This window comes from Algiphilus sp., from assembly GCF_965216485.1.
Lineage (GTDB): Bacteria > Pseudomonadota > Gammaproteobacteria > Nevskiales > Nevskiaceae > Algiphilus.
Genome location: NZ_OZ244162.1, coordinates 2,081,991 through 2,099,273 on the forward strand (window position 1 = coordinate 2,081,991; position 17,283 = coordinate 2,099,273).

The window sequence follows — 17,283 nt, forward strand, 5'->3', positions numbered from 1 at the left end:
AGCTGCCGCCCATCCGCTAATGCCGCACCGTTGCACCCGAGCCGCTTGCGCTGAAGCTGCAGCGGCGTAGCATGAAACCATGGCTTGCCGTGATCGCGGGAGCGCCATGAGCCAACGCAGGTCCGAGAGGCGGGAAACAACATCGGTAGCCACCTTCACGGTGGCACGGCGCGCCTATCTTGATGCCGATGGCCACCCGCGCTGCAGCCTTCCGGAATGGGCGCAGGATGCAAGGCAGCTGCGCGCGCTACTGCAATCCATGCTGCTGGCGCGCTGCTTCGATGCTCGGGCGGTGGCACTGCAACGCACCGGTGGCCTGGGTACCTATGCCTCCGGCCTGGGGCAGGAGGCGGTCCCCGTCGGCGTGGCAAGCGCCATGCGCCCGGAGGACGTGCTGCTGCCCAGCTATCGCGAGCCCATTGCGCAGCATCTGCGCGGCGTGGCACTGGAGGAGGTGCTGCGTTACTGGGGCGGCGATGAGCGGGGTTCGGCCTATGCGCATGGGGGCACGGATTTTCCTCCCTGCATCCCCGTGGGTAGCCAGCTTCCACACGCGGCCGGCGTCGCTTTTGCTCTCAAGCGACGCGGGGCGGGGGGCGCGGCGGTTACTTTCATTGGCGATGGCGGCACCTCGAAGGGCGACTTCTACGAAGCCATCAATCTCGCCGGCGTCTGGCAATTGCCGCTGGTGGTGGTGATCAACAACAACCAGTGGGCCATTTCGGTGGCACGGCAAGCCCAGAGCGCGGCGCAGACGCTGGCGCAAAAGGCGCTTGCCGCCGGCATCGACGGCATCCAGGTGGATGGCAACGATGTCATTGCCGTCCGCCAGGTCACGAGCGAGGCCCTGACCGCGGCGGAGGCTGGCCGGGCCACGGTGATCGAGGCAGTGACCTATCGGCTCGGGGACCACACCACGGCCGATGACGCCTCGCGCTATCGAGCGGCGCAGGAAGTCGAGGCAGCGCAGGCACAGGAACCGATCAAGCGCCTGCAACAGTACCTGCGGACTTGTGAGGCCCTCGACGGCGCCCAGCAGGCGACGATGGAGCAGGACGCCAAGGCCACCGTCGAGGCGGCTGTCGATGCCTACCGCATCGGCCCCGAGCGCAGGCCGGAAAGTCTGTTTTCGCACCTTTACGCGGATTCGCCGGTCGCTCTGGACCGCCAGAGACGCGATTTTCTGCGCCAGAACGACGCCGGCCCGGACGGCCTCGACGATGACTGAGCGCACGCTGGTTGAGGCCGTGAATCTCGCCTTGGCCCATGCCATGGACGACGACGAGGCGGTCGTCGTGTTCGGCGAGGACGTAGCCGTCAACGGCGGCGTGTTCCGCGCCACGGCCGGCCTCCTGGCTCGCTTTGGGCCCGAGCGTGTGCTCGACACCCCCCTGGCGGAAGCCCTGATCAGCGGCATCGCCGTCGGCATGGCCGCGCAGGGCCTGCGCCCGGTTGCCGAGATCCAGTTTGCCGGCTTTGCCTACAGCTGTATCGACCAGATGCTCAATCACGCCGCGCGAATGCGCTACCGCACCCGCGGCCGACTCAGCTGTCCGATGGTATTGCGCACGATCTGTGGCGGCGGCATTCATGCGCCCGAGCACCATTCGGAGAGCCCGGAGGCGATGTTCGGTCATATTCCCGGCCTGCGGGTGGTCATCCCTTCGACCCCGGCGCGCGCCTATGGCCTGCTGCTGGCGGCCATCCGCGACCCCGACCCGGTGGTCTTCCTGGAGCCGACACGCTTGTACCGCCTGTTCCGCCAGGAGGTTGAAGACGATGGCATGGCATTGCCGCTGGACAGTTGCTTCGTGGAGCAGGAAGGCGACGACCTGACCCTGATCAGTTGGGGGAGCACGCTGGTGGAAGTGCGCGAGGCCGCGCAGCGGCTGGAGGCCGAGGGCATCGGTGCCACGCTCATCGATCTTGCCACCATCAAGCCTTTCGACGCCGAGACCGTGCTGGAGGCGGTTGCCCACACCGGCCGCTGCCTGATCGTCCACGAAGCGCCATTGAGCGGGGGTTGGGCAGCCGAAGTGGCGGCCACCGTTGCCGAAGGGGCCATGGAACACCTGCTGGCGCCGATCCGTCGCGTGACTGGCTATGACACGCCCATGCCCTTGGCGCAACTGGAGCGGCACTACATGCCCAGCACGCAGCGCATCCTGAATGCGGCCCACGAACTCATGGAATACACATGAACGCACGCTCCAAGCCCGCACAGGCACGATTGTTCAAGCTGCCCGATCTGGGCGAAGGCCTGGCCGAGGCCGAGTTGCGCGAATGGCTGGTGGATGTGGGTGACGAAGTCGCCGTCGACCAGGCGGTTGTCTCGGTGGAAACCGACAAAGCCGTGGTCGAGATTCCCAGCCCGCGCGCCGGGCGCATCGCCAAGCTCTATGCCCAGCCTGGGGATATGGTGGCCACCGGCGCCACCCTGCTGGCTTTCCATGACGGCGACGAGGCGTCTGCCGCACCCGACGCGGACGCCAACACTGATGCCGCCACACGCGACGCGGGCGCGGTCGTGGGTGCCATCGAGCGGAGTGATCGCGTCCTGCGCGAGTCGGCCGGTGGTGGCCGCAGCGGCGGGCAGGGGGTGCGTGCCATGCCCGCGGTACGCGCCCTGGCGCGCAAGCACGGCGTCGATCTGGCCGTGGTGACACCCACGGGGCCCGATAGTCTGATCACGGCGCAGGACGTCGAGCGCGCCGCCCGCACCTTGCAGGAGGCGGGTCCCATCGAGCGTCTGCGGGGTGTGCGGCGCGCAATGGCACGCGCCATGGCCGTCGCGCACGAGGAAGTCGCGGATGTGACGCTAACGGATGACGCCGATATCCATGACTGGGCGCAGCAGGAAGACATCACGCTGCGGCTGCTGCGCGCCATTGTCGCAGGTTGCCGTGCCGAACCGGCGCTCAACGCCTGGTATGACGGCCACGCGGTCGGCCGGCGGCTGCGGTCATCGGTCGATGTGGGCATCGCGGTGGAGACCGAGGAAGGTTTGTTCGTGCCGGTCCTGCGGGATGTGGCGCAGCGTAGCCCGGAAGATCTGCGCGCCGGCCTGGAAGCGCTCAAGCGCGATGTGCGCAATCGCAGCATTCCGGCCTCCGAACTGCGCGGCCATAGCTTCATCCTGTCCAACTTCGGACGCTTCGGCGGCAAATACGCCAACCCGATGGTGCTTCCGCCGGCGGTGGCCATCCTCGGTGCTGGAAGGGTGCACGAGGCCGTCGTGGCCTATCGCGGCAAGGCTGCCGTTCGCCGTCAACTACCGCTGTCGCTGACCTTCGATCATCGGGCAGCGACCGGTGCCGAGGCGAGTCGCTGCCTGGCGGCGATCATTGGGGATCTGGAGCAGGACTAGCCGGCCGGCTTAGTTTTCCGCCTGCGGCAGCACTGGCACGGCCGTACTGATCAACCGGGGCTGACCGACGCTCACGGTGTTCATCGTCACTTCGGCAGTGCCCAACTGCACCCCGAGGATTTCCAGCAATGGCTCGACCAATGACAGCACCAGGCCATTGATGAGGTCGAGCAGCGGCTGCAAGACCGCAAAGACCGCGTCAACGATATCCGCGACCAGTCCAGCGAGCGCACCGACAAGACCAGAACCACTCTCGGTAACCGGAAGATCGGCGCTGAGCGCGATCATGGCCGGGGTCGCCACGGTCTGCGGGTTGCTGCCGTCGGGGCTGGGCGGTGCATCCGGGGCGCCGAAGGCGCGCCACACAGAAGGATGCCACGCCGGTAGACCGAGGTCCTCGGCATCGACCCGCTCGAAATCCCGAACGGACAAGGGCAAGGGAATGGGAGTTGCGCTTCCTCCTACCCCGACGTGGCTGAGTTCCAGATCGGCATCAATGCTGGTCTGCCCAAGATTGAGAATGCAGACGATGACCCGGATACAGGTCGCGTCAATACTGACGTTGGCGATGTCCCAGCGGCTGTCCAGTGGCGTGTTCAAAGGCGGTGCAGCCAGCGCGCTGCCGTCAAAGTGCCCGACATCGACACTGGCCAGCGCAGGACTGGCGCTGAGTTCGGCAATCGGCATTCCCTCGTTGACGCCATTGCGCGGGCAACTCAGGCGATCCAGGAAAGCCGTCGACTTGGTCACGCCCACGTCGATTCCGATATTCAGCGGGAGGGCAGCGACATCCACATCCAGATCGAGACCAGTCAACACACTGAGTAGTCCGCCGATGAGCCCGTTGATGATGCCTTCCAGCGTGTTGGTCAAGGTTGTCAGTACAGCACCCGAGTTGATGCGCACGCCAAGGCGTACCTGGGCGCTTTCGGCCATCAGCTCGCCGGGACGGCCCATTCCGCTGAACTGCGGTGGTTCCAGAATATTGGCGAACACCCCGACTTCCGCGACTCCCGGGATACTCAGATTGATCGGCAGGAAAATCGGCGATGCGCCGCTGTCGTCGGCCCGACTCGCTTGTGCCAGTGCGATGAGTAGATCCGCGAGATTGATGACCGGAGCATCCGGGCTTTCCACCGCGAAGCTGTCAAATACGTCGTCGAGCGCAACCTGAAAGGATTCGGCATTATCACCAAGCCCCTGCAAGAGGCTGACGATGGTGGCGCTCGCAGTTCCGGAGAGGACATCCGCCAAGCCATCGAAGACCTCCGGAAGTACCGGTGTCAGGAGGGAGAGCTCCAGCGGGTCCGCAAGATCCTCGACACTGACGCCTACCGCCGTCGCCAACTGGCTGGCGGTGACATCCAGCGACAGCAGGCCGGAGCGGGCGCTTGCCACGTCCAGGGCGATGACATTGTTCTGGCAGGCCGTGTCGCCATTGGCGCAGAGCAGTCCGCCGAGCACCTGGTTGAGCAGCCCTCCGTTCAGCGACAGGGTCGATGTGCCCAGATAGAAACTGCCGAGGGCGGCCTGCTGGGCCGTGGCGGATGCCGTCAGCTGACGATTGCTCCCAGCGCCGCCGAACAGGGTTGCAGGTGCAGGACGGCGGAGGCTGACCCGAACGGAATCAGCGTCGGCGACGTCGGTGGTCTGTAGCGCCCGAAAAGAGGTCAACGGATCGAGCACGATATCGCCCACATCGGTAAATACATCGACCACGCCGGGGTCTTCCAGTTGATTGCGTGCGAGGCTTTCGTCCACTTGGGCGTCGATATCGCCCTGGGTGGGTGCGTCATTCGACTCGCACCGCGCAACCAGCCGGGCGGCGTCCAGTGCGGCAAGATTCGCCTGCTTCTGCAGTTTCTGCTGCGCGAAGTAGAGCTGACCGATATCGATGACAAGGGCAATGGCGGCGATGAGCGCAACCATTGCAATACCGGCAAAGACCGCCGCAGCGCCGCGCTGCTGCGTGGGTCGACGACGGAAGTGGGGGGCGCTGCGGCGCATGGTCAGCCTCGATGCAAGAGCATGAGGCGAGTGTGCGAGCGCATGAGCCGCGCATCGGCTTCGTGCCGATGAAGGGGCTATCCGATCCGACGGATGGTCAAGCCATCAGAACCGGCATGCAGATAGCGCTGGTCGCCGGGACGCCAATCCGGTAGCACCACGCGTGTTCCGCCGCGCATCGCGTGCGTGTCGGGGCGGTGGGTGTGGCCATGGATGATGCGCTGTATACCGAAGGTGGCAAAGGCGTGTTCAACGGCGCCGGGCTGTACGTCGAGCAGATCGTCCGCGGTCATCCGGCCCAGGAACTGGCTTCGTGCCCGCAGCCGCTGGGCAATGCGCCGGCGCAGGGGGCGTGGCAGGGCGCGGAAACCGGCCTGGGCAGGCCCCCAGTGCGCGAAGCGGCGCCAGCGCTGGTACCGCTGGTCCTGCGTGCACCACTGATCCCCGTGCGACAGCAGTGCCGGTCCGTCGGGCAGGGCCACGATCACAGGGTCGGGCAGCGCGGTGACCCCATGGCGTGCAAGCAGGTGGTCGCTAAGCAGGAAGTCGCGATTGCCGGGCATGAAGTAGAGCCGCGTACCCGCCTGCGCGCAGCGCTCCAGCGCGTGCAGAGTATCGGCATGGTCGCGGCCACTGACATCGTCGCCCAGCCAGTACTCGAAGACATCGCCCAGCAGGAAGAGGCTGTGCGCCTGCCGGGCTGGGCCGTCGAGGAGTGCGTGCAGGGCATCGCGATACTCCGACGGCCCAGCGGGCAGATGCATGTCGGAGGCGAGCAGCACCTCCGTTCGTGCCGTTTCGGCCCTCAAGGCTCGGTGACCACCTCGACCGATTCAATCGTGATGGGCTCAACCGGCACGTCAGCGTGGCCGGCGCGGCGGGTGGTCTGCGTCTTGGCGATTGCATCGACGACCTCCATACCATCGGTCACGCGCCCGAAGACGGCATAGCCATGCGGGTCGACGCCACCCGGGTTCAGAAAGTCGTTGTCGGTCAGGTTGATGAAGAACTGACTGGTCGCGGAGTTGGGGGCGCTGGTGCGCGCCATGGCCACCGTGCCACGCATGTTCTCGAGCCCGTTGCCGGCTTCGTTCTTGATGGGGGCGCGGGTCTGACGCGATTGCATCTGAGCATCCATGCCACCGCCCTGAACCATGAAGCCCGGAATGACACGGTGGAAAATCGTGCCGTCGTAATGCCCTGCACGCGCATATTCAACGAAATTCTCAACGGACAGCGGTGCTTCTTCGGGGGAAAGCTGCAGCGTGATCGCGCCTTCGCTGGTGCGGATGATCACCTGCGGGCCATCGCCACTGTCGGCACCGGCGGCACCGGTTGCGGTGGCGGCGCCAAGGGCGGCACAAACTGCAAATCGTCGAATCATCATGCGGTTGCCTTGTTCTCTTGTGGTTGAGCGGAAAAAGGTTCAGCGGTGCGGTTCTGCGGGTACAGCAGCGCGATGGCGTCATCGATCAGAGCCGCGGTGGCGTCGGGCGAGCGCGCCGACTCACCGAGAAGCCGTCGGAATGCACGTCCACGCGGCTGGCCGCGGTAGAGCCCCAGCATGTGGCGCGTGATCGCCGCCACCGGCGTGCCGTCGGCGTGGGCTTGGGCGATGTAGTCGCGCATGCGCTCCAGCACCTCGCGGCGACTCGTCACCGGCGCCGGCGTCCCGAAACACAACGGATCGACATCTGCCAGCAGCCAGGGGTTGTCGTAGGCCGCGCGGCCGAGCATCACGCCATCGAAGCCGGCCAATTGCTCGGCCGCATCACCCACCGTTGCCAGACCACCGTTCAGCACGATGCGCAGGTCGGGCCGCGCCTGCTTGAGCTGACGCACACGCGCGTAGTTCAACGGCGGAATCTCGCGGTTCTCCTTTGGCGACAGGCCCTGCAGCCATGCCTTGCGGGCGTGGACGATGAAGACCTCGCAGCCGGCCTCGGCAATGGGCGTTATGAAGGCATCGAGAAAGGTGTCGTCGTCGCAGTCGTCGACTCCGATCCGGCATTTCACCGTCACTGGCAAGGTGCAGGATGCGCGCATGGCCGCGACACATTCCGCGACACGCTGCGGTTCCCGCATCAGACAGGCGCCAAAGCCGCCCCCCTGCACACGGTCCGAGGGACAGCCGCAGTTGAGATTGACTTCGTCGTAGCCCCAGTCCTCCGCCATGCGCGCACATTGCGCCAGCGCGGCGGGATCGCAGCCGCCCAACTGCAGGGCGACCGGATGTTCGTCCGGGTGATAGTCCAGATGCCGCGCCACATCGCCGTGCAAAAGGGCACCGGTGGTCACCATCTCCGTATACAGACGCGTATGGCGCGACATCTGTCGGAGGAAGAACCGGCAGTGACGGTCGGTCCAATCCATCATGGGCGCCGCGCAGAAGCGCCATGTCGGCTCATCGAGCTCTACGGCTGGCTGCGCTGGCGCTTGGATGCTGTGGTTGCCTGTCATTCCTGCCGTGGAGTAGGTCAGTTGGGCGCGCTGCCGATCATGGACCGCGCAACATGCCGCGTCGTTCCAACGGACACGGCGACTGGGGCCGTATTATGCCCGACGATTCTGGCGCCACCGCCGGTCTCGACGCGCGATGCCCTGCCTGCAGAGCCTTGGGTGTCGGCCGCTGAGTCAGACATCGGTCAGGTACCACCGGCGGGACCCCATCATTCCGAAGGCGGGCTCGAATGCGTCGTGTCCAGGGGTGCTTCCGACCAATGAGTCAGCAGAGTTCGAATCAAGGCCTGTGTGCGCGCGGTGAGATGTCGGTTGTGCGGGTACAAGGCGTACACCCCCAGCCCCACGCGTTCGTACTCCGCAAACAGTCTGACCAGGCGGCCGGATGCCAGCGATTCGCGGATGATGTATTCGGGAAGCTGGGCGATGCCGAGACCGCGTTCGGCCAGCAGCGCGACGGGGAGTGGCGCATTGGCATGGAAGCGACCATTGACACGTACTTCAAAGTCTTGCTGATGGTCGCTGAACCGCCACCGATAAGGGTCGTGTAAGCCGCTATTGACGAGGCACTCATGCGCTGACAAGGCTTGGGGGTGCTTTGGGGAGCCGTGCGCAGCCAGGTAGTCCGGTGAGGCACACAGTACGAAGCGCATGTTCATCAGCCGCTTGTACATGAGCGCGGAATCCATCAAACGACCGACGCGAATCACGAGGTCAAAGCCTTCCTCGACAATCGCCACGCGTCGATCGCTGAGATCGAGGTCGATCTGCACGTCCGGGTGTTCCTGCATGAAATCGGCCAGCGCCGGAGCCAGGTGCATGGCACCGAATGCGGTCGGGGCGCTGACGCGAATGGCGCCCGCCAGCTTTGATTGCTGTTCCAGGAGGGTCGATTCCAGCTCATCGAATTCCGACAGCAGCCGTTCTGCACGCTCGAGGTAAGCCTGTCCCGCGCCAGTGAGCTTGACGCTGCGCGTGGTGCGATTGAGGAATTGCGTTTCCAGTCGCTGCTCAAGCTGCTTGACCGTGGCGCTGGCGACCCGTGTGCTGATATTCAGCCGACGAGCGCCCTCGGTGAAGGACTCGGCTCTCGCCACAGCCGCAAATACCCGCATCGCCTGTAGGACATCCATACCCTAGATTAATACATAACTCGTAATAGTCATTCTCTTTTTTTGTCGTTTATCTCCGAATGGGGTCTATGTACTGTGATTTCTGTCGACGCGGGCCTATCCACACGTCCCGGTCGCCACGCATTCCCGTCGCATCCCCTAATTGGAGAGCATCATGCGCAACACCATCCGCATTCATCGTCACCCCCTGTCCGGTCACAGCCATCGGGTGCAACTCTTTGCGAGCCTCGCTGGCATCCAGCACGAGCTGAAGGATGTCGACCTCGCTAATGGCGAACACAAGCAGCCTGCATTCCTGGCGTTGAACCCATTTGGCCAAGTGCCGGTGATTGAAGATGGCGAAACGGTTCTGGCGGATGCCAACGCCATTCTGGTGTACCTGGCACGTAAGTACGCCCCTGACTACCTGCCGACGGACCCTGTGGAGGAAGCCCAGGTGCAGCGCTGGCTGTCGGTAGCGGCCAATGAGATTGCCAATGGTCCTGCCGCGGCCCGCCTGGTGACAGTCTTTGGGGCAACGCTGGACGCGGAATTGGCGCAGAGCAAAGCGCGCAACGTCCTCAAGACGATGGACAGCATCTTGCAGGACAGGCAATGGCTGGTGGCTGATCGCCCAACAATCGCCGACGTAGCGATCTACAGCTACGTTGCCCATGCGCCGGAAGGCAACGTGTCGCTTGCGCCCTACGCCAACGTGCGCGCCCTGCTCAAGCGCATCGAGTCGCTCCCCGGCTTCGTGCCGATGGTTGCCACCAAGGTGGGGCTTGCGGCCTGACCGGCATTGGATCGGGGTCCGATGACCGCACCCCGGTCCCTCCTCAGCCTGGCGGGGTATGCAGATGCGCGAAACCATCGAAAGTGCGTTGCAAGGACGCAGTCTTCCTGACCGGAAGGACTCTCCCTTTCATGACGGAGAACGCGCCATTCAGCTACGGCTGGGCGTGGAAGAGAAGATGGACCGCTTCGCGCGGCGCGTGGTGCGTGACCACATGCCGCAGCAGCATCAGGACTTCTACCGGCAGCTTCCGTTCATCGCTTTGGGTGCCATGGACGACGAAGGGCAGCCATGGGCGAGTCTGCGCTTTGGTCACCCTGGATTCTTTGCGCCGCGTACGGAGCGCAGTCTGGCAATGCAGGCGACAGGCCACCCGGATGATCCTCTGGAGCCGCTCTTGCAACCGGGGCGTGCCGTCGGCGTGCTCGGCATGGAGATGGCAACACGACGGCGCAACCGACTGACGACCCGTGTCACGGCGCGGTCGGGGCATCGCGTCGAATTCGCCGTGGACCAAAGCTTTGGAAACTGCCCGCAATACATCCAGACGCGTTCCTTTGCGTTCCGACGCGACCCCCAGAGCATGATCGATCTGCCGGCGGGCGAGTGCTTTGATGCGCTGCGTGATGAACACGCCGCCATGATTCGAGCGGCCGACACCTTCTTCGTCGCTAGTGCCGTTCCCGTCCGTGACGATGCAGTCACTCAGGGGGCGGACGTCTCGCATCGCGGTGGCCGGCCCGGCTTTGTGCACGTCGACGGCAACTGTCTCACCGTGCCCGACTATGCGGGCAACCTCCATTTCAACACCCTCGGCAATTTTCTTCTGCATCCAAAGGCCGGTCTGTGCTTCGTGGACTTCGAGACGGGCGACATGCTGCTGCTGACCGGCCATGTCGACATTCTCTGGGATGGCGATCCTGCCATCGCGTACTTCAAGGGGGCGGAACGCGCCTGGCGCGTGCGGGTCACGCGTGGTGTGATGCTGCGTGGCGCCATGCCCTTGCAATGGCGGTTTGGCGAGTATTCACCGAACAGCCTGATGACGGGGACCTGGGCGCAGGCCGAGCAGCGTGCGCTATCGGAACGCCTGCGTGACGCCTGGCGACCGTATCGTGTGGTCCGGACCGTGGATGAATCGGATGTGATCCGGTCGTTCTATCTGGAACCGACCGATGCGTACGGCTTGCCAAGCTATCAGGCAGGTCAGTATCTGACGATCCGCGTGCAGCCCAACGCCGATCAACCCATTATCCGCACCTATACCTTGTCGTCGTCGCCGCATGACGCCTTGCTGCGCATTTCCGTCAAGCGCGAAGTGGGTGGTGTTTCCGCATGGCTGCATGACAACTGGGAGGTCGGCGCCGTGCTGGAAGCCAAGGCACCGCGCGGAGACTTCTGGATCGATACCACTGCGACAAGGCCCGCCATCCTGCTGGCTGGAGGGGTGGGCATCACGCCCATCGTCTCCATGGCCCGGAACGTGGCCGCCGAAACCCTGCGTACGCGCAGCGGACGGCGCATCGTCATACTGCATGCTTCGGCGAACCGCGGTCAGCGCGCTTTCTTCGAAACCTTGCGCGACCTGGCTGCGGCCACTCAGGGGCTGATCCAGTACCACTCCGTGCTGAGCCAACCGGATGCTCAGGCGCGGGAGGGCATCGACTTCCACAGCAAGGGCCACATCACCGCCGATCTGATGCGTACGCTGCTGCATATGGACGATTACGACGCCTATCTGTGCGGTCCTGCCAACTTCATGCAGGCAATGTACGACGCCCTGCGTGAACTGGGCGTCAACGATGCACGGATTCACGCAGAAGCTTTCGGTCCGGCGGCCATCCATCGGCGGTCGGACGCCTCAGCGATACCACACGCGAGCGCGTCGGACGAAGCCGAAGCGTCGGTCATCCGCTTTAGCCGATCCGCCTTCGAGCAACGTTGGAACCGGGGCGAGGCCACGCTGCTTGAAACGGCGGAAGCGCACGGTTTGACGCCCGCCTTCAGTTGCCGCAATGGCAGTTGTGGTACCTGCGCCGTTGCGTTGCGCAAGGGGCAGGTGCATTACCGCACGCCACCCACAGCGGAGATCCCCGGCGGACAGGCGCTGATCTGTTGCGCGGTTCCGGCGGTCGGTAGTGACGAGGTTGAACTGGATCTGTAAGTCCGCCGTCGCCTGACCGGGTCGGCCGGTGCAGCGCAGACAGCGCGCCCCACGGTGGCACCCTACTCAGCCCTCTGTTTCCTGAACGCCACCGGCCGGCGAGGCCAGGGTGTTGATGGCGGAGCGACGCCAGTGCTGCGGCGAGCTGCCCGTCCATTGTTTGAAGGCGTGCGAGAAGGCCACGGCATCGCTGAACCCGAGGTGGGTCGCCACCTGCTCCATGGAAGCCGTGCTCTCGCGCAGCAGTTGCTCGGCCCGTTCCTTGCGTGCCTCACGCAACACCTGCGAGAAGGAAACTCCTTCCCTGCGTAGCCGTCGCTGCAGCGTGCGCGCGGTCAGGAACATGCGCTCCGCCAATGTGGGGAGATCGGGCATGACAAAGCTTTCCAGCAGGCGGTTGCGCACGGCATCGGCGTAGCGGAAGGGTTGGTCGATGCTGCGCGCCATGGCTTCGCATTGCGCCGTATAGAAGGCGCAGATCCGCGCATCCGCCTGCGGCAACGGGTGCAGCGCGGTCGCCTTTGCGGCCCGAATGCCGGTTTCCCTGGCCCCGAAATGCACGCGACAGCCAAAGAAGGCTTCGTAGCGGTCGGGATCGCCCGCGCATTCGTGACGAAAGGAGACCAACTCCAGCGGAAAGCGTTGCTGGGTGGCTTCTTCAGCCATCACGAGAGCGCAGGCCAGGTCGCGCTCGGCAAAGAAACCCTCGGCATTGCCCAGGCGTGGCTGGGGCCGCAAGACGATGTGCAGACCATGCACGTCCAGACGCAGTGTGCCGTCGAACATGCCCCAGGCCAGCCTTGGATAGCGCGCAATCAGGCGCAGCATGGACAGGACGTCCTCGCTGGCCTGCATGGCCAAGCCCAGTACCGAAAAACCGCGAAGCCCGTACTCACGGGCGACTTCCAGGCTGAGCGCCTCGCTGGGGATGCGCAGATAGCAATCGGTCAGAAACTTGATTTCCTGCTGCACGTTGATGGTGTAGCTCGGATCCATCACTCCAAACCGGGCGATGCCCGCATCGTGCAGAAGCCGGTCCGCATCCTGCCCATAGCGGTCGAGTAACTCCAGCATCGGCAACAGGCCGTAGGCGAGCCGGATCGGCGACCAGAAGGAGACATGGAGTTGCAAGTCGCTGTGAACCACCATCACGGATTCCAGGGCGCGGTGTCGGGGAGGCGAAAAACTGTCGCAAAATATCAAGTATCTGCCCTCACGGATCATTCTAACGAGACTGGCCAACGCCGACACTGAACCCCTACGTATTCACCAAGGTGCTCCCCATGCCTGCAGACAGCGGCCTGAACCCGTCTCCTTCCGCCCAGCCGCCCTGGACCCAGAGCGGTAGGGCACCGCGCATTGCCATCATCGGCGCCGGAATGTCGGGGATTGCGGCCGTAGTGAAACTGCGCAAGGCCGGATACCACGATGTCACGGTCTTCGAAAAGACCGACCGGGTCGGCGGCACCTGGCGCGAAAATCAATATCCCGGCCTTTCCTGCGACATTCCCTCCTACCTGTATCAGTTCTCCTTCGAGAAGAATCCGGATTGGTCGCACCGTTTCTCCTATGGCCCCGAGATTCAGCGCTACATGGAGTCCACTGCCGAGAAGCACGGCGTGACCCGCCATGTGCGCTTCAATACCCAGGTCGACGCGCTGCGCTACCTCGCACCGGTGTGGGAACTGACCACGGGTGATGGACAGACCGAGGTCTTCGACATCGTGATTTCTGCCACGGGCGTGCTGCATCATCCATCCATACCTGATATTCCGGGGCTTTCGGACTTTCAGGGGGAGGCCTTTCACACCGCTCGCTGGAATACCGACCTGGATCTGCGTGGCAAGCGTGTGGGCATCATTGGTACCGGCTCCACGTCGGCGCAAATCGTGGGGGATATCGCCGACAAGGTCGACAAGCTCAGCCTTTTCCAGCGCACGGCCCAATGGATTCATCCTTTGCCACAGAAGGCCTATGGCCGCTACTGGAAGGCGCTTCTGCGCAAGGTGCCGGTACTGAACACGGCGGCCTATTGGGGCGTTGCCTTCAGCATCGAGCAGAGCTTTGTCCGCGCCACGTTGGGCAACAAGTGGTTTCTGCGCTATGTCGACTGGGCCTGTCGCCGCAATCTGGCCAAGAACGTGCCGGACCCGGAACTGCGCCGCAAGCTCACGCCGGACTATGCCGCCGCCTGCAAGCGCCTCATCTTTTGTTCCACCTTCTACCCGGCGATTTCGCGTGACAATGCCGAATTGGTCACGGACGGCATCGAACGCATCGAGGCAAACGGGGTGCGCACCCGCGATGGCCGCCTGCATGAGCTGGATGTGCTGGTGTTGGCGACGGGTTTCAAGGCGGACCGCTTCATTCTGCCCACGCGCGTGATCGGCGAAGGCGGTCAACAGCTCGGTGCGCAGTGGGACGGCAGCCCGCGCGCGCATCGCGCCACCAGTGTCCCGGGCTTTCCCAACTTCTGGATGCTGGAGGGCCCCACCGGACCCATCGGAAATATCTCCTTGATCATGGTGAGCGAGCACCAGATCGACTATGTCATTGCCTGCCTGGACAAGATGAAGCGCGATGGTCTGGCCGCGATGGCGCCGCACGAGGCAGCTTTCCGCCGATACAACGCGGCCATGACCGAAGCCGTGCAGCGCACCGTGTGGGTGACGGGTGGCTGTCAGAGCTGGTATCTGGACAAGGACGGTATCCCCAATATCTATCCCTGGACGCCGCGCCAGTATCGACAGGAGATGCGGCATCCGAAGTTCAGTGAGTTCCGCCTGATGCGCGCGGCTGAGGCGTCGGCGAACGTGCCCCAGCCCGCGAAGGAGGCGGAAGAGGTGTAGCGCCAGGCTGGCGCATGAGATGAGGCGCGAGACGAACTACTGCGGGTTGCGGGCCCGTGCGCAGTCTGTCCAAAGCCATCAGCCTGATGGGGAGGCGGGGCTTGTATCCTGCAGCCTGATTCGAACAGGGAGCAGGGCATGGGACGCTTGGTCGAAGGCGTGTGGCGCGACGAGTGGTATGACACCAAGAGCACGGGCGGGGCCTTTCGGCGCGAGGACGCTGGATTTCGTCATTGGGTCACCGCCGATGGAGCGCCTGGTCCGAGCGGCGAGGGCGGTTTCGCAGCGGCCTCCGGACGCTATCACCTCTATGTGTCACTGGCCTGTCCATGGGCGCACCGCACGCTGATCTTTCGGGCGATCAAGGGGCTGGAGGACCACATCGGCGTGTCGATCGTGCACCCGCACATGCTGGAGCACGGCTGGGAGTACAAGCCGGCGCCGGAGCCGCTGCACGGCTTCCGTTTCCACCACCAGCTCTACACCCACGTCAAGCCAGATTACACCGGGCGGGTGACGGTGCCGGTGCTATGGGACAAGGAGCGGGACACCATCGTGTCCAACGAGTCGGCCGAGATCATCCGCATGTTCAACACGGCCTTCAACGGCATCACCGGCAATCACGATGACTATTACCCCGAGGCGCTCCGGGGCGAGATCGATGCGGTCAACGCGGAGGTCTACGACCGCGTCAACAATGGCGTCTACCGCTGCGGCTTCGCGACCACCCAGGAAGCCTATGAAAAGCCCTATCACGAGCTGTTCACGACACTGGACCGTCTGGATCAGCGATTGAGCCGTCAGCCCTGGCTGTGCGGGGACCGCATCACCGAGGCCGACTGGCGGTTGTTCACCACGCTGGTGCGCTTCGACGCCGTCTATCACGGCCATTTCAAGTGCAACAAGCGCCGCATTCGGGACTATCCCGCGCTGCATCGCTACCTGCATGCGCTACTCGCTGTTCCTGGCGTGCGCGGGACGGTCGATTTCGAGCACTGCAAGCAGCACTACTACTACAGCCATCGCACCATCAACCCTACCGGGGTGGTACCGCTGGGGCCGGACCCGCTCTGCTGAGGATCAGCAGACGCGGGAGATCATGCGGCCGGTGCGCTCGTCGCGATAGCGGATGGTGGTCTTCTTGAAGTTGAGGTCCACAAACAGGATCGCCTTGGCGTCACCGTTCTTCCACTGCATGCTGACACTCGAGTCATTGGAATAAACCAGATCAAACTTGCCGCGGAAGGCGGGGTGCGTCTTGCGGAATTCGAGTAGCTGCATCAGGCGACGCACCACCGGCTTCTCGACGCAGGCGTCGACATCCTCCAGGCTGAAATAGCTGCGATTGATATCACGCAGCTCGTCCGTCTTTTCCATCAGATCGACGTCATTGGTCCCGGCCAGCAAGCCAACGTAGTAGATCTGTGGAATGCCGGGGGCGAACAACTGGATGGCGCGTGCGGCGATGTAGGCGTCGTCGTTCTGCTTGAGTGCGTCGTAGAAGGTGCAGGTGAGCTGGTAGATGGCCCCGACACTGTGCACATTGGCCGCCGAACGCCGCAGGATCGGGTCCGCACTCCGCTGCGATACATTGTCGATGACAGCCTGGATCTCGTCCTTGGGCAGGATGCCTTCCACATCCGGAATGCAGATGCCGTCGTGGGTGTCGAGCACCGTGATCTGATTGCGCGGGCAGACACGCAGCCAGTTCTTCAGGTAGACGCTATTGGCGTCGAGCAGGGAATAGAGCAGCAGCGGCGGCAAGGCGAAGCCATAGGGCCGCATGCCGCGCATGCCAATGGCGAACTGGTAACTGGAATGGTCGTGTACCTCGGGCAGCACTTCGGCGCCCATGGTGTTGGCGGTGCGGTGGAACCAGCCGAGAATATCGTAGACATCGGGCTCGACAAGGAAGCAGCTCGTACCGATCTTCTTGGTGGTGTAGCCGAAGGCGTCGAGGCGAAACAGCTTGACGCCGTGGCCGGTCATTTCACGGAGATTCTGCTCCATGAATTCGTAGGTGATCTCGGCGTCGTAGTTGAGGTCGACCTGCTGCTCGGTGAAGGTGCACCAGACCCGGCGCTTGCTGCCGTCGCCCAGCGTCACTTCGCGGAAAGGCTCCTTCTCCTTGCGGATATGAATCCGCGCGAGGTCATCGGCCGTGATCTCGCCCAGGGTGTCGACATCCACGAACAGCTCGGCATAGCGGCTGTCCTTGCCATTGCGCAGGAAGTCCTGAAACTCCGGCGACTCGTCGGCGATGTGGTTGAGCACCAGATCGAGACAGACGTCGTATTCCTCGGCGATCGCCTCGACATCGGCCCAACTGCCATAGCGCGGATCAATCTCGCGATGCGTCAAGGGCGAGAAGCCGCCATCGGCGTTGGAAGGGAAGGGAGGCAAAAGGTGCACGCCGCCAAAGCAACGGCTGAAGTGCTTGGTCAGCACTTGGCGCAGATCGGCGATGTTGTTGCCCATCCGATCCGGGTAGGCAATGAGTTGGGGTTGATTGCGAAGCATAGGGTTGT

At 63.9% G+C, this 17,283-nt stretch carries 14 protein-coding genes; 7 read left to right on the forward strand and 7 right to left on the reverse strand.

Annotated elements, in window-relative coordinates:
• Positions 1 to 106 precede the first annotated feature (106 nt).
• Genes pdhA through ACOOFO_RS09575 form a run of 3 tightly spaced genes read left to right on the forward strand, consistent with a single transcriptional unit; the run spans position 107 to position 3,367 of the window.
• Positions 107 to 1,228 carry a pyruvate dehydrogenase (acetyl-transferring) E1 component subunit alpha gene (gene pdhA / locus ACOOFO_RS09565; protein ID WP_420426552.1) on the forward strand — a complete coding sequence of 374 codons (1,122 nt, stop codon included), beginning with the start codon at positions 107 to 109 and terminating at the stop codon, positions 1,226 to 1,228.
• Complete coding sequence (locus tag ACOOFO_RS09570; RefSeq protein WP_420426553.1) at positions 1,221 to 2,201, forward strand: alpha-ketoacid dehydrogenase subunit beta; 981 nt, start codon at positions 1,221 to 1,223, stop codon at positions 2,199 to 2,201. Before pdhA ends, ACOOFO_RS09570 begins: the two co-directional genes overlap by 8 nt.
• Positions 2,198 to 3,367 (forward strand): dihydrolipoamide acetyltransferase family protein, encoded by a 1,170-nt coding sequence (locus tag ACOOFO_RS09575; protein ID WP_420426554.1) that lies wholly within the window; start codon positions 2,198 to 2,200, stop codon positions 3,365 to 3,367. The genes ACOOFO_RS09570 and ACOOFO_RS09575 overlap by 4 nt, the downstream gene beginning before the upstream one ends.
• Before the next feature lie 9 nt (positions 3,368 to 3,376).
• Here ACOOFO_RS09575 and ACOOFO_RS09580 read toward each other — a convergent pair whose 3' ends face one another.
• The 5 genes from ACOOFO_RS09580 to ACOOFO_RS09600 form a co-directional block, all read right to left on the reverse strand.
• Entirely contained in the window at positions 3,377 to 5,374 is a 1,998-nt protein-coding gene (locus ACOOFO_RS09580) for a pilus assembly protein TadG-related protein (RefSeq protein WP_420426555.1), read from the reverse strand.
• 77 nt (positions 5,375 to 5,451) lie between these two features.
• Entirely contained in the window at positions 5,452 to 6,183 is a 732-nt protein-coding gene (locus ACOOFO_RS09585) for a UDP-2,3-diacylglucosamine diphosphatase (RefSeq protein WP_420426556.1), read from the reverse strand.
• Complete coding sequence (locus tag ACOOFO_RS09590) at positions 6,180 to 6,758, reverse strand: peptidylprolyl isomerase (protein WP_420429716.1); 579 nt, start codon at positions 6,756 to 6,758, stop codon at positions 6,180 to 6,182. The genes ACOOFO_RS09585 and ACOOFO_RS09590 overlap by 4 nt, the downstream gene beginning before the upstream one ends.
• Positions 6,758 to 7,834, reverse strand: a complete 1,077-nt coding sequence (dusA, locus tag ACOOFO_RS09595; protein ID WP_420426557.1) for a tRNA dihydrouridine(20/20a) synthase DusA — start codon at positions 7,832 to 7,834, stop codon at positions 6,758 to 6,760. The genes ACOOFO_RS09590 and dusA overlap by 1 nt, the downstream gene beginning before the upstream one ends.
• A gap of 209 nt (positions 7,835 to 8,043) precedes the next feature.
• On the reverse strand, positions 8,044 to 8,967 hold the full coding sequence (locus ACOOFO_RS09600; protein ID WP_420426558.1) for a LysR substrate-binding domain-containing protein: 924 nt from the start codon (positions 8,965 to 8,967) through the stop codon (positions 8,044 to 8,046).
• Positions 8,968 to 9,121: 154 nt separating this feature from the next.
• Between ACOOFO_RS09600 and ACOOFO_RS09605 the strand changes: the two genes are divergently transcribed.
• Positions 9,122 to 9,742, forward strand: a complete 621-nt coding sequence (locus ACOOFO_RS09605; RefSeq protein ID WP_420426559.1) for a glutathione S-transferase family protein — start codon at positions 9,122 to 9,124, stop codon at positions 9,740 to 9,742.
• 64 nt (positions 9,743 to 9,806) lie between these two features.
• On the forward strand, positions 9,807 to 11,906 hold the full coding sequence (locus tag ACOOFO_RS09610) for a pyridoxamine 5'-phosphate oxidase family protein (protein ID WP_420426560.1): 2,100 nt from the start codon (positions 9,807 to 9,809) through the stop codon (positions 11,904 to 11,906).
• Between the two features lie 66 nt (positions 11,907 to 11,972).
• Here ACOOFO_RS09610 and ACOOFO_RS09615 read toward each other — a convergent pair whose 3' ends face one another.
• Entirely contained in the window at positions 11,973 to 13,055 is a 1,083-nt protein-coding gene (locus ACOOFO_RS09615; protein WP_420426561.1) for an AraC family transcriptional regulator ligand-binding domain-containing protein, read from the reverse strand.
• A 134-nt stretch (positions 13,056 to 13,189) separates the two neighbouring features.
• Here ACOOFO_RS09615 and ACOOFO_RS09620 point away from each other — a divergent pair, with 134 nt between their 5' ends.
• Positions 13,190 to 14,755 carry a flavin-containing monooxygenase gene (locus ACOOFO_RS09620; RefSeq protein WP_420426562.1) on the forward strand — a complete coding sequence of 522 codons (1,566 nt, stop codon included), beginning with the start codon at positions 13,190 to 13,192 and terminating at the stop codon, positions 14,753 to 14,755.
• 138 nt (positions 14,756 to 14,893) lie between these two features.
• The gene (locus ACOOFO_RS09625) at positions 14,894 to 15,832 is read left to right on the forward strand and encodes a glutathione S-transferase family protein (protein WP_420426563.1); all 939 of its coding nucleotides are present in this window, start codon (positions 14,894 to 14,896) and stop codon (positions 15,830 to 15,832) included.
• Positions 15,833 to 15,835: 3 nt separating this feature from the next.
• On the opposite strand, the gene gtfA is transcribed toward ACOOFO_RS09625, so the two are convergent.
• Entirely contained in the window at positions 15,836 to 17,275 is a 1,440-nt protein-coding gene (gene gtfA, locus ACOOFO_RS09630) for a sucrose phosphorylase (RefSeq protein ID WP_420426564.1), read from the reverse strand.
• Positions 17,276 to 17,283 lie beyond the last annotated feature (8 nt).

Excerpts from the sequence above, each read along its gene's own strand:
- dusA (WP_420426557.1), bottom strand. The coding sequence starts at position 7,834 with ATGACAGGCAACCACAGCATCCAAGCGCCAGCGCAGCCAGCCGTAGAG.
- ACOOFO_RS09590 (WP_420429716.1), bottom strand. The coding sequence starts at position 6,758 with ATGATTCGACGATTTGCAGTTTGTGCCGCCCTTGGCGCCGCCACCGCA.
- ACOOFO_RS09605 (WP_420426559.1), top strand. The coding sequence starts at position 9,122 with ATGCGCAACACCATCCGCATTCATCGTCACCCCCTGTCCGGTCACAGC.
- ACOOFO_RS09575 (WP_420426554.1), top strand. The coding sequence starts at position 2,198 with ATGAACGCACGCTCCAAGCCCGCACAGGCACGATTGTTCAAGCTGCCC.
- ACOOFO_RS09615 (WP_420426561.1), bottom strand. The coding sequence starts at position 13,055 with ATGGTGGTTCACAGCGACTTGCAACTCCATGTCTCCTTCTGGTCGCCG.
- gtfA (WP_420426564.1), bottom strand. The coding sequence starts at position 17,275 with ATGCTTCGCAATCAACCCCAACTCATTGCCTACCCGGATCGGATGGGC.
- ACOOFO_RS09610 (WP_420426560.1), top strand. The coding sequence starts at position 9,807 with ATGCGCGAAACCATCGAAAGTGCGTTGCAAGGACGCAGTCTTCCTGAC.
- ACOOFO_RS09570 (WP_420426553.1), top strand. The coding sequence starts at position 1,221 with ATGACTGAGCGCACGCTGGTTGAGGCCGTGAATCTCGCCTTGGCCCAT.
- ACOOFO_RS09625 (WP_420426563.1), top strand. The coding sequence starts at position 14,894 with ATGGGACGCTTGGTCGAAGGCGTGTGGCGCGACGAGTGGTATGACACC.
- pdhA (WP_420426552.1), top strand. The coding sequence starts at position 107 with ATGAGCCAACGCAGGTCCGAGAGGCGGGAAACAACATCGGTAGCCACC.
- ACOOFO_RS09580 (WP_420426555.1), bottom strand. The coding sequence starts at position 5,374 with ATGCGCCGCAGCGCCCCCCACTTCCGTCGTCGACCCACGCAGCAGCGC.
- ACOOFO_RS09600 (WP_420426558.1), bottom strand. The coding sequence starts at position 8,967 with ATGGATGTCCTACAGGCGATGCGGGTATTTGCGGCTGTGGCGAGAGCC.
- ACOOFO_RS09620 (WP_420426562.1), top strand. The coding sequence starts at position 13,190 with ATGCCTGCAGACAGCGGCCTGAACCCGTCTCCTTCCGCCCAGCCGCCC.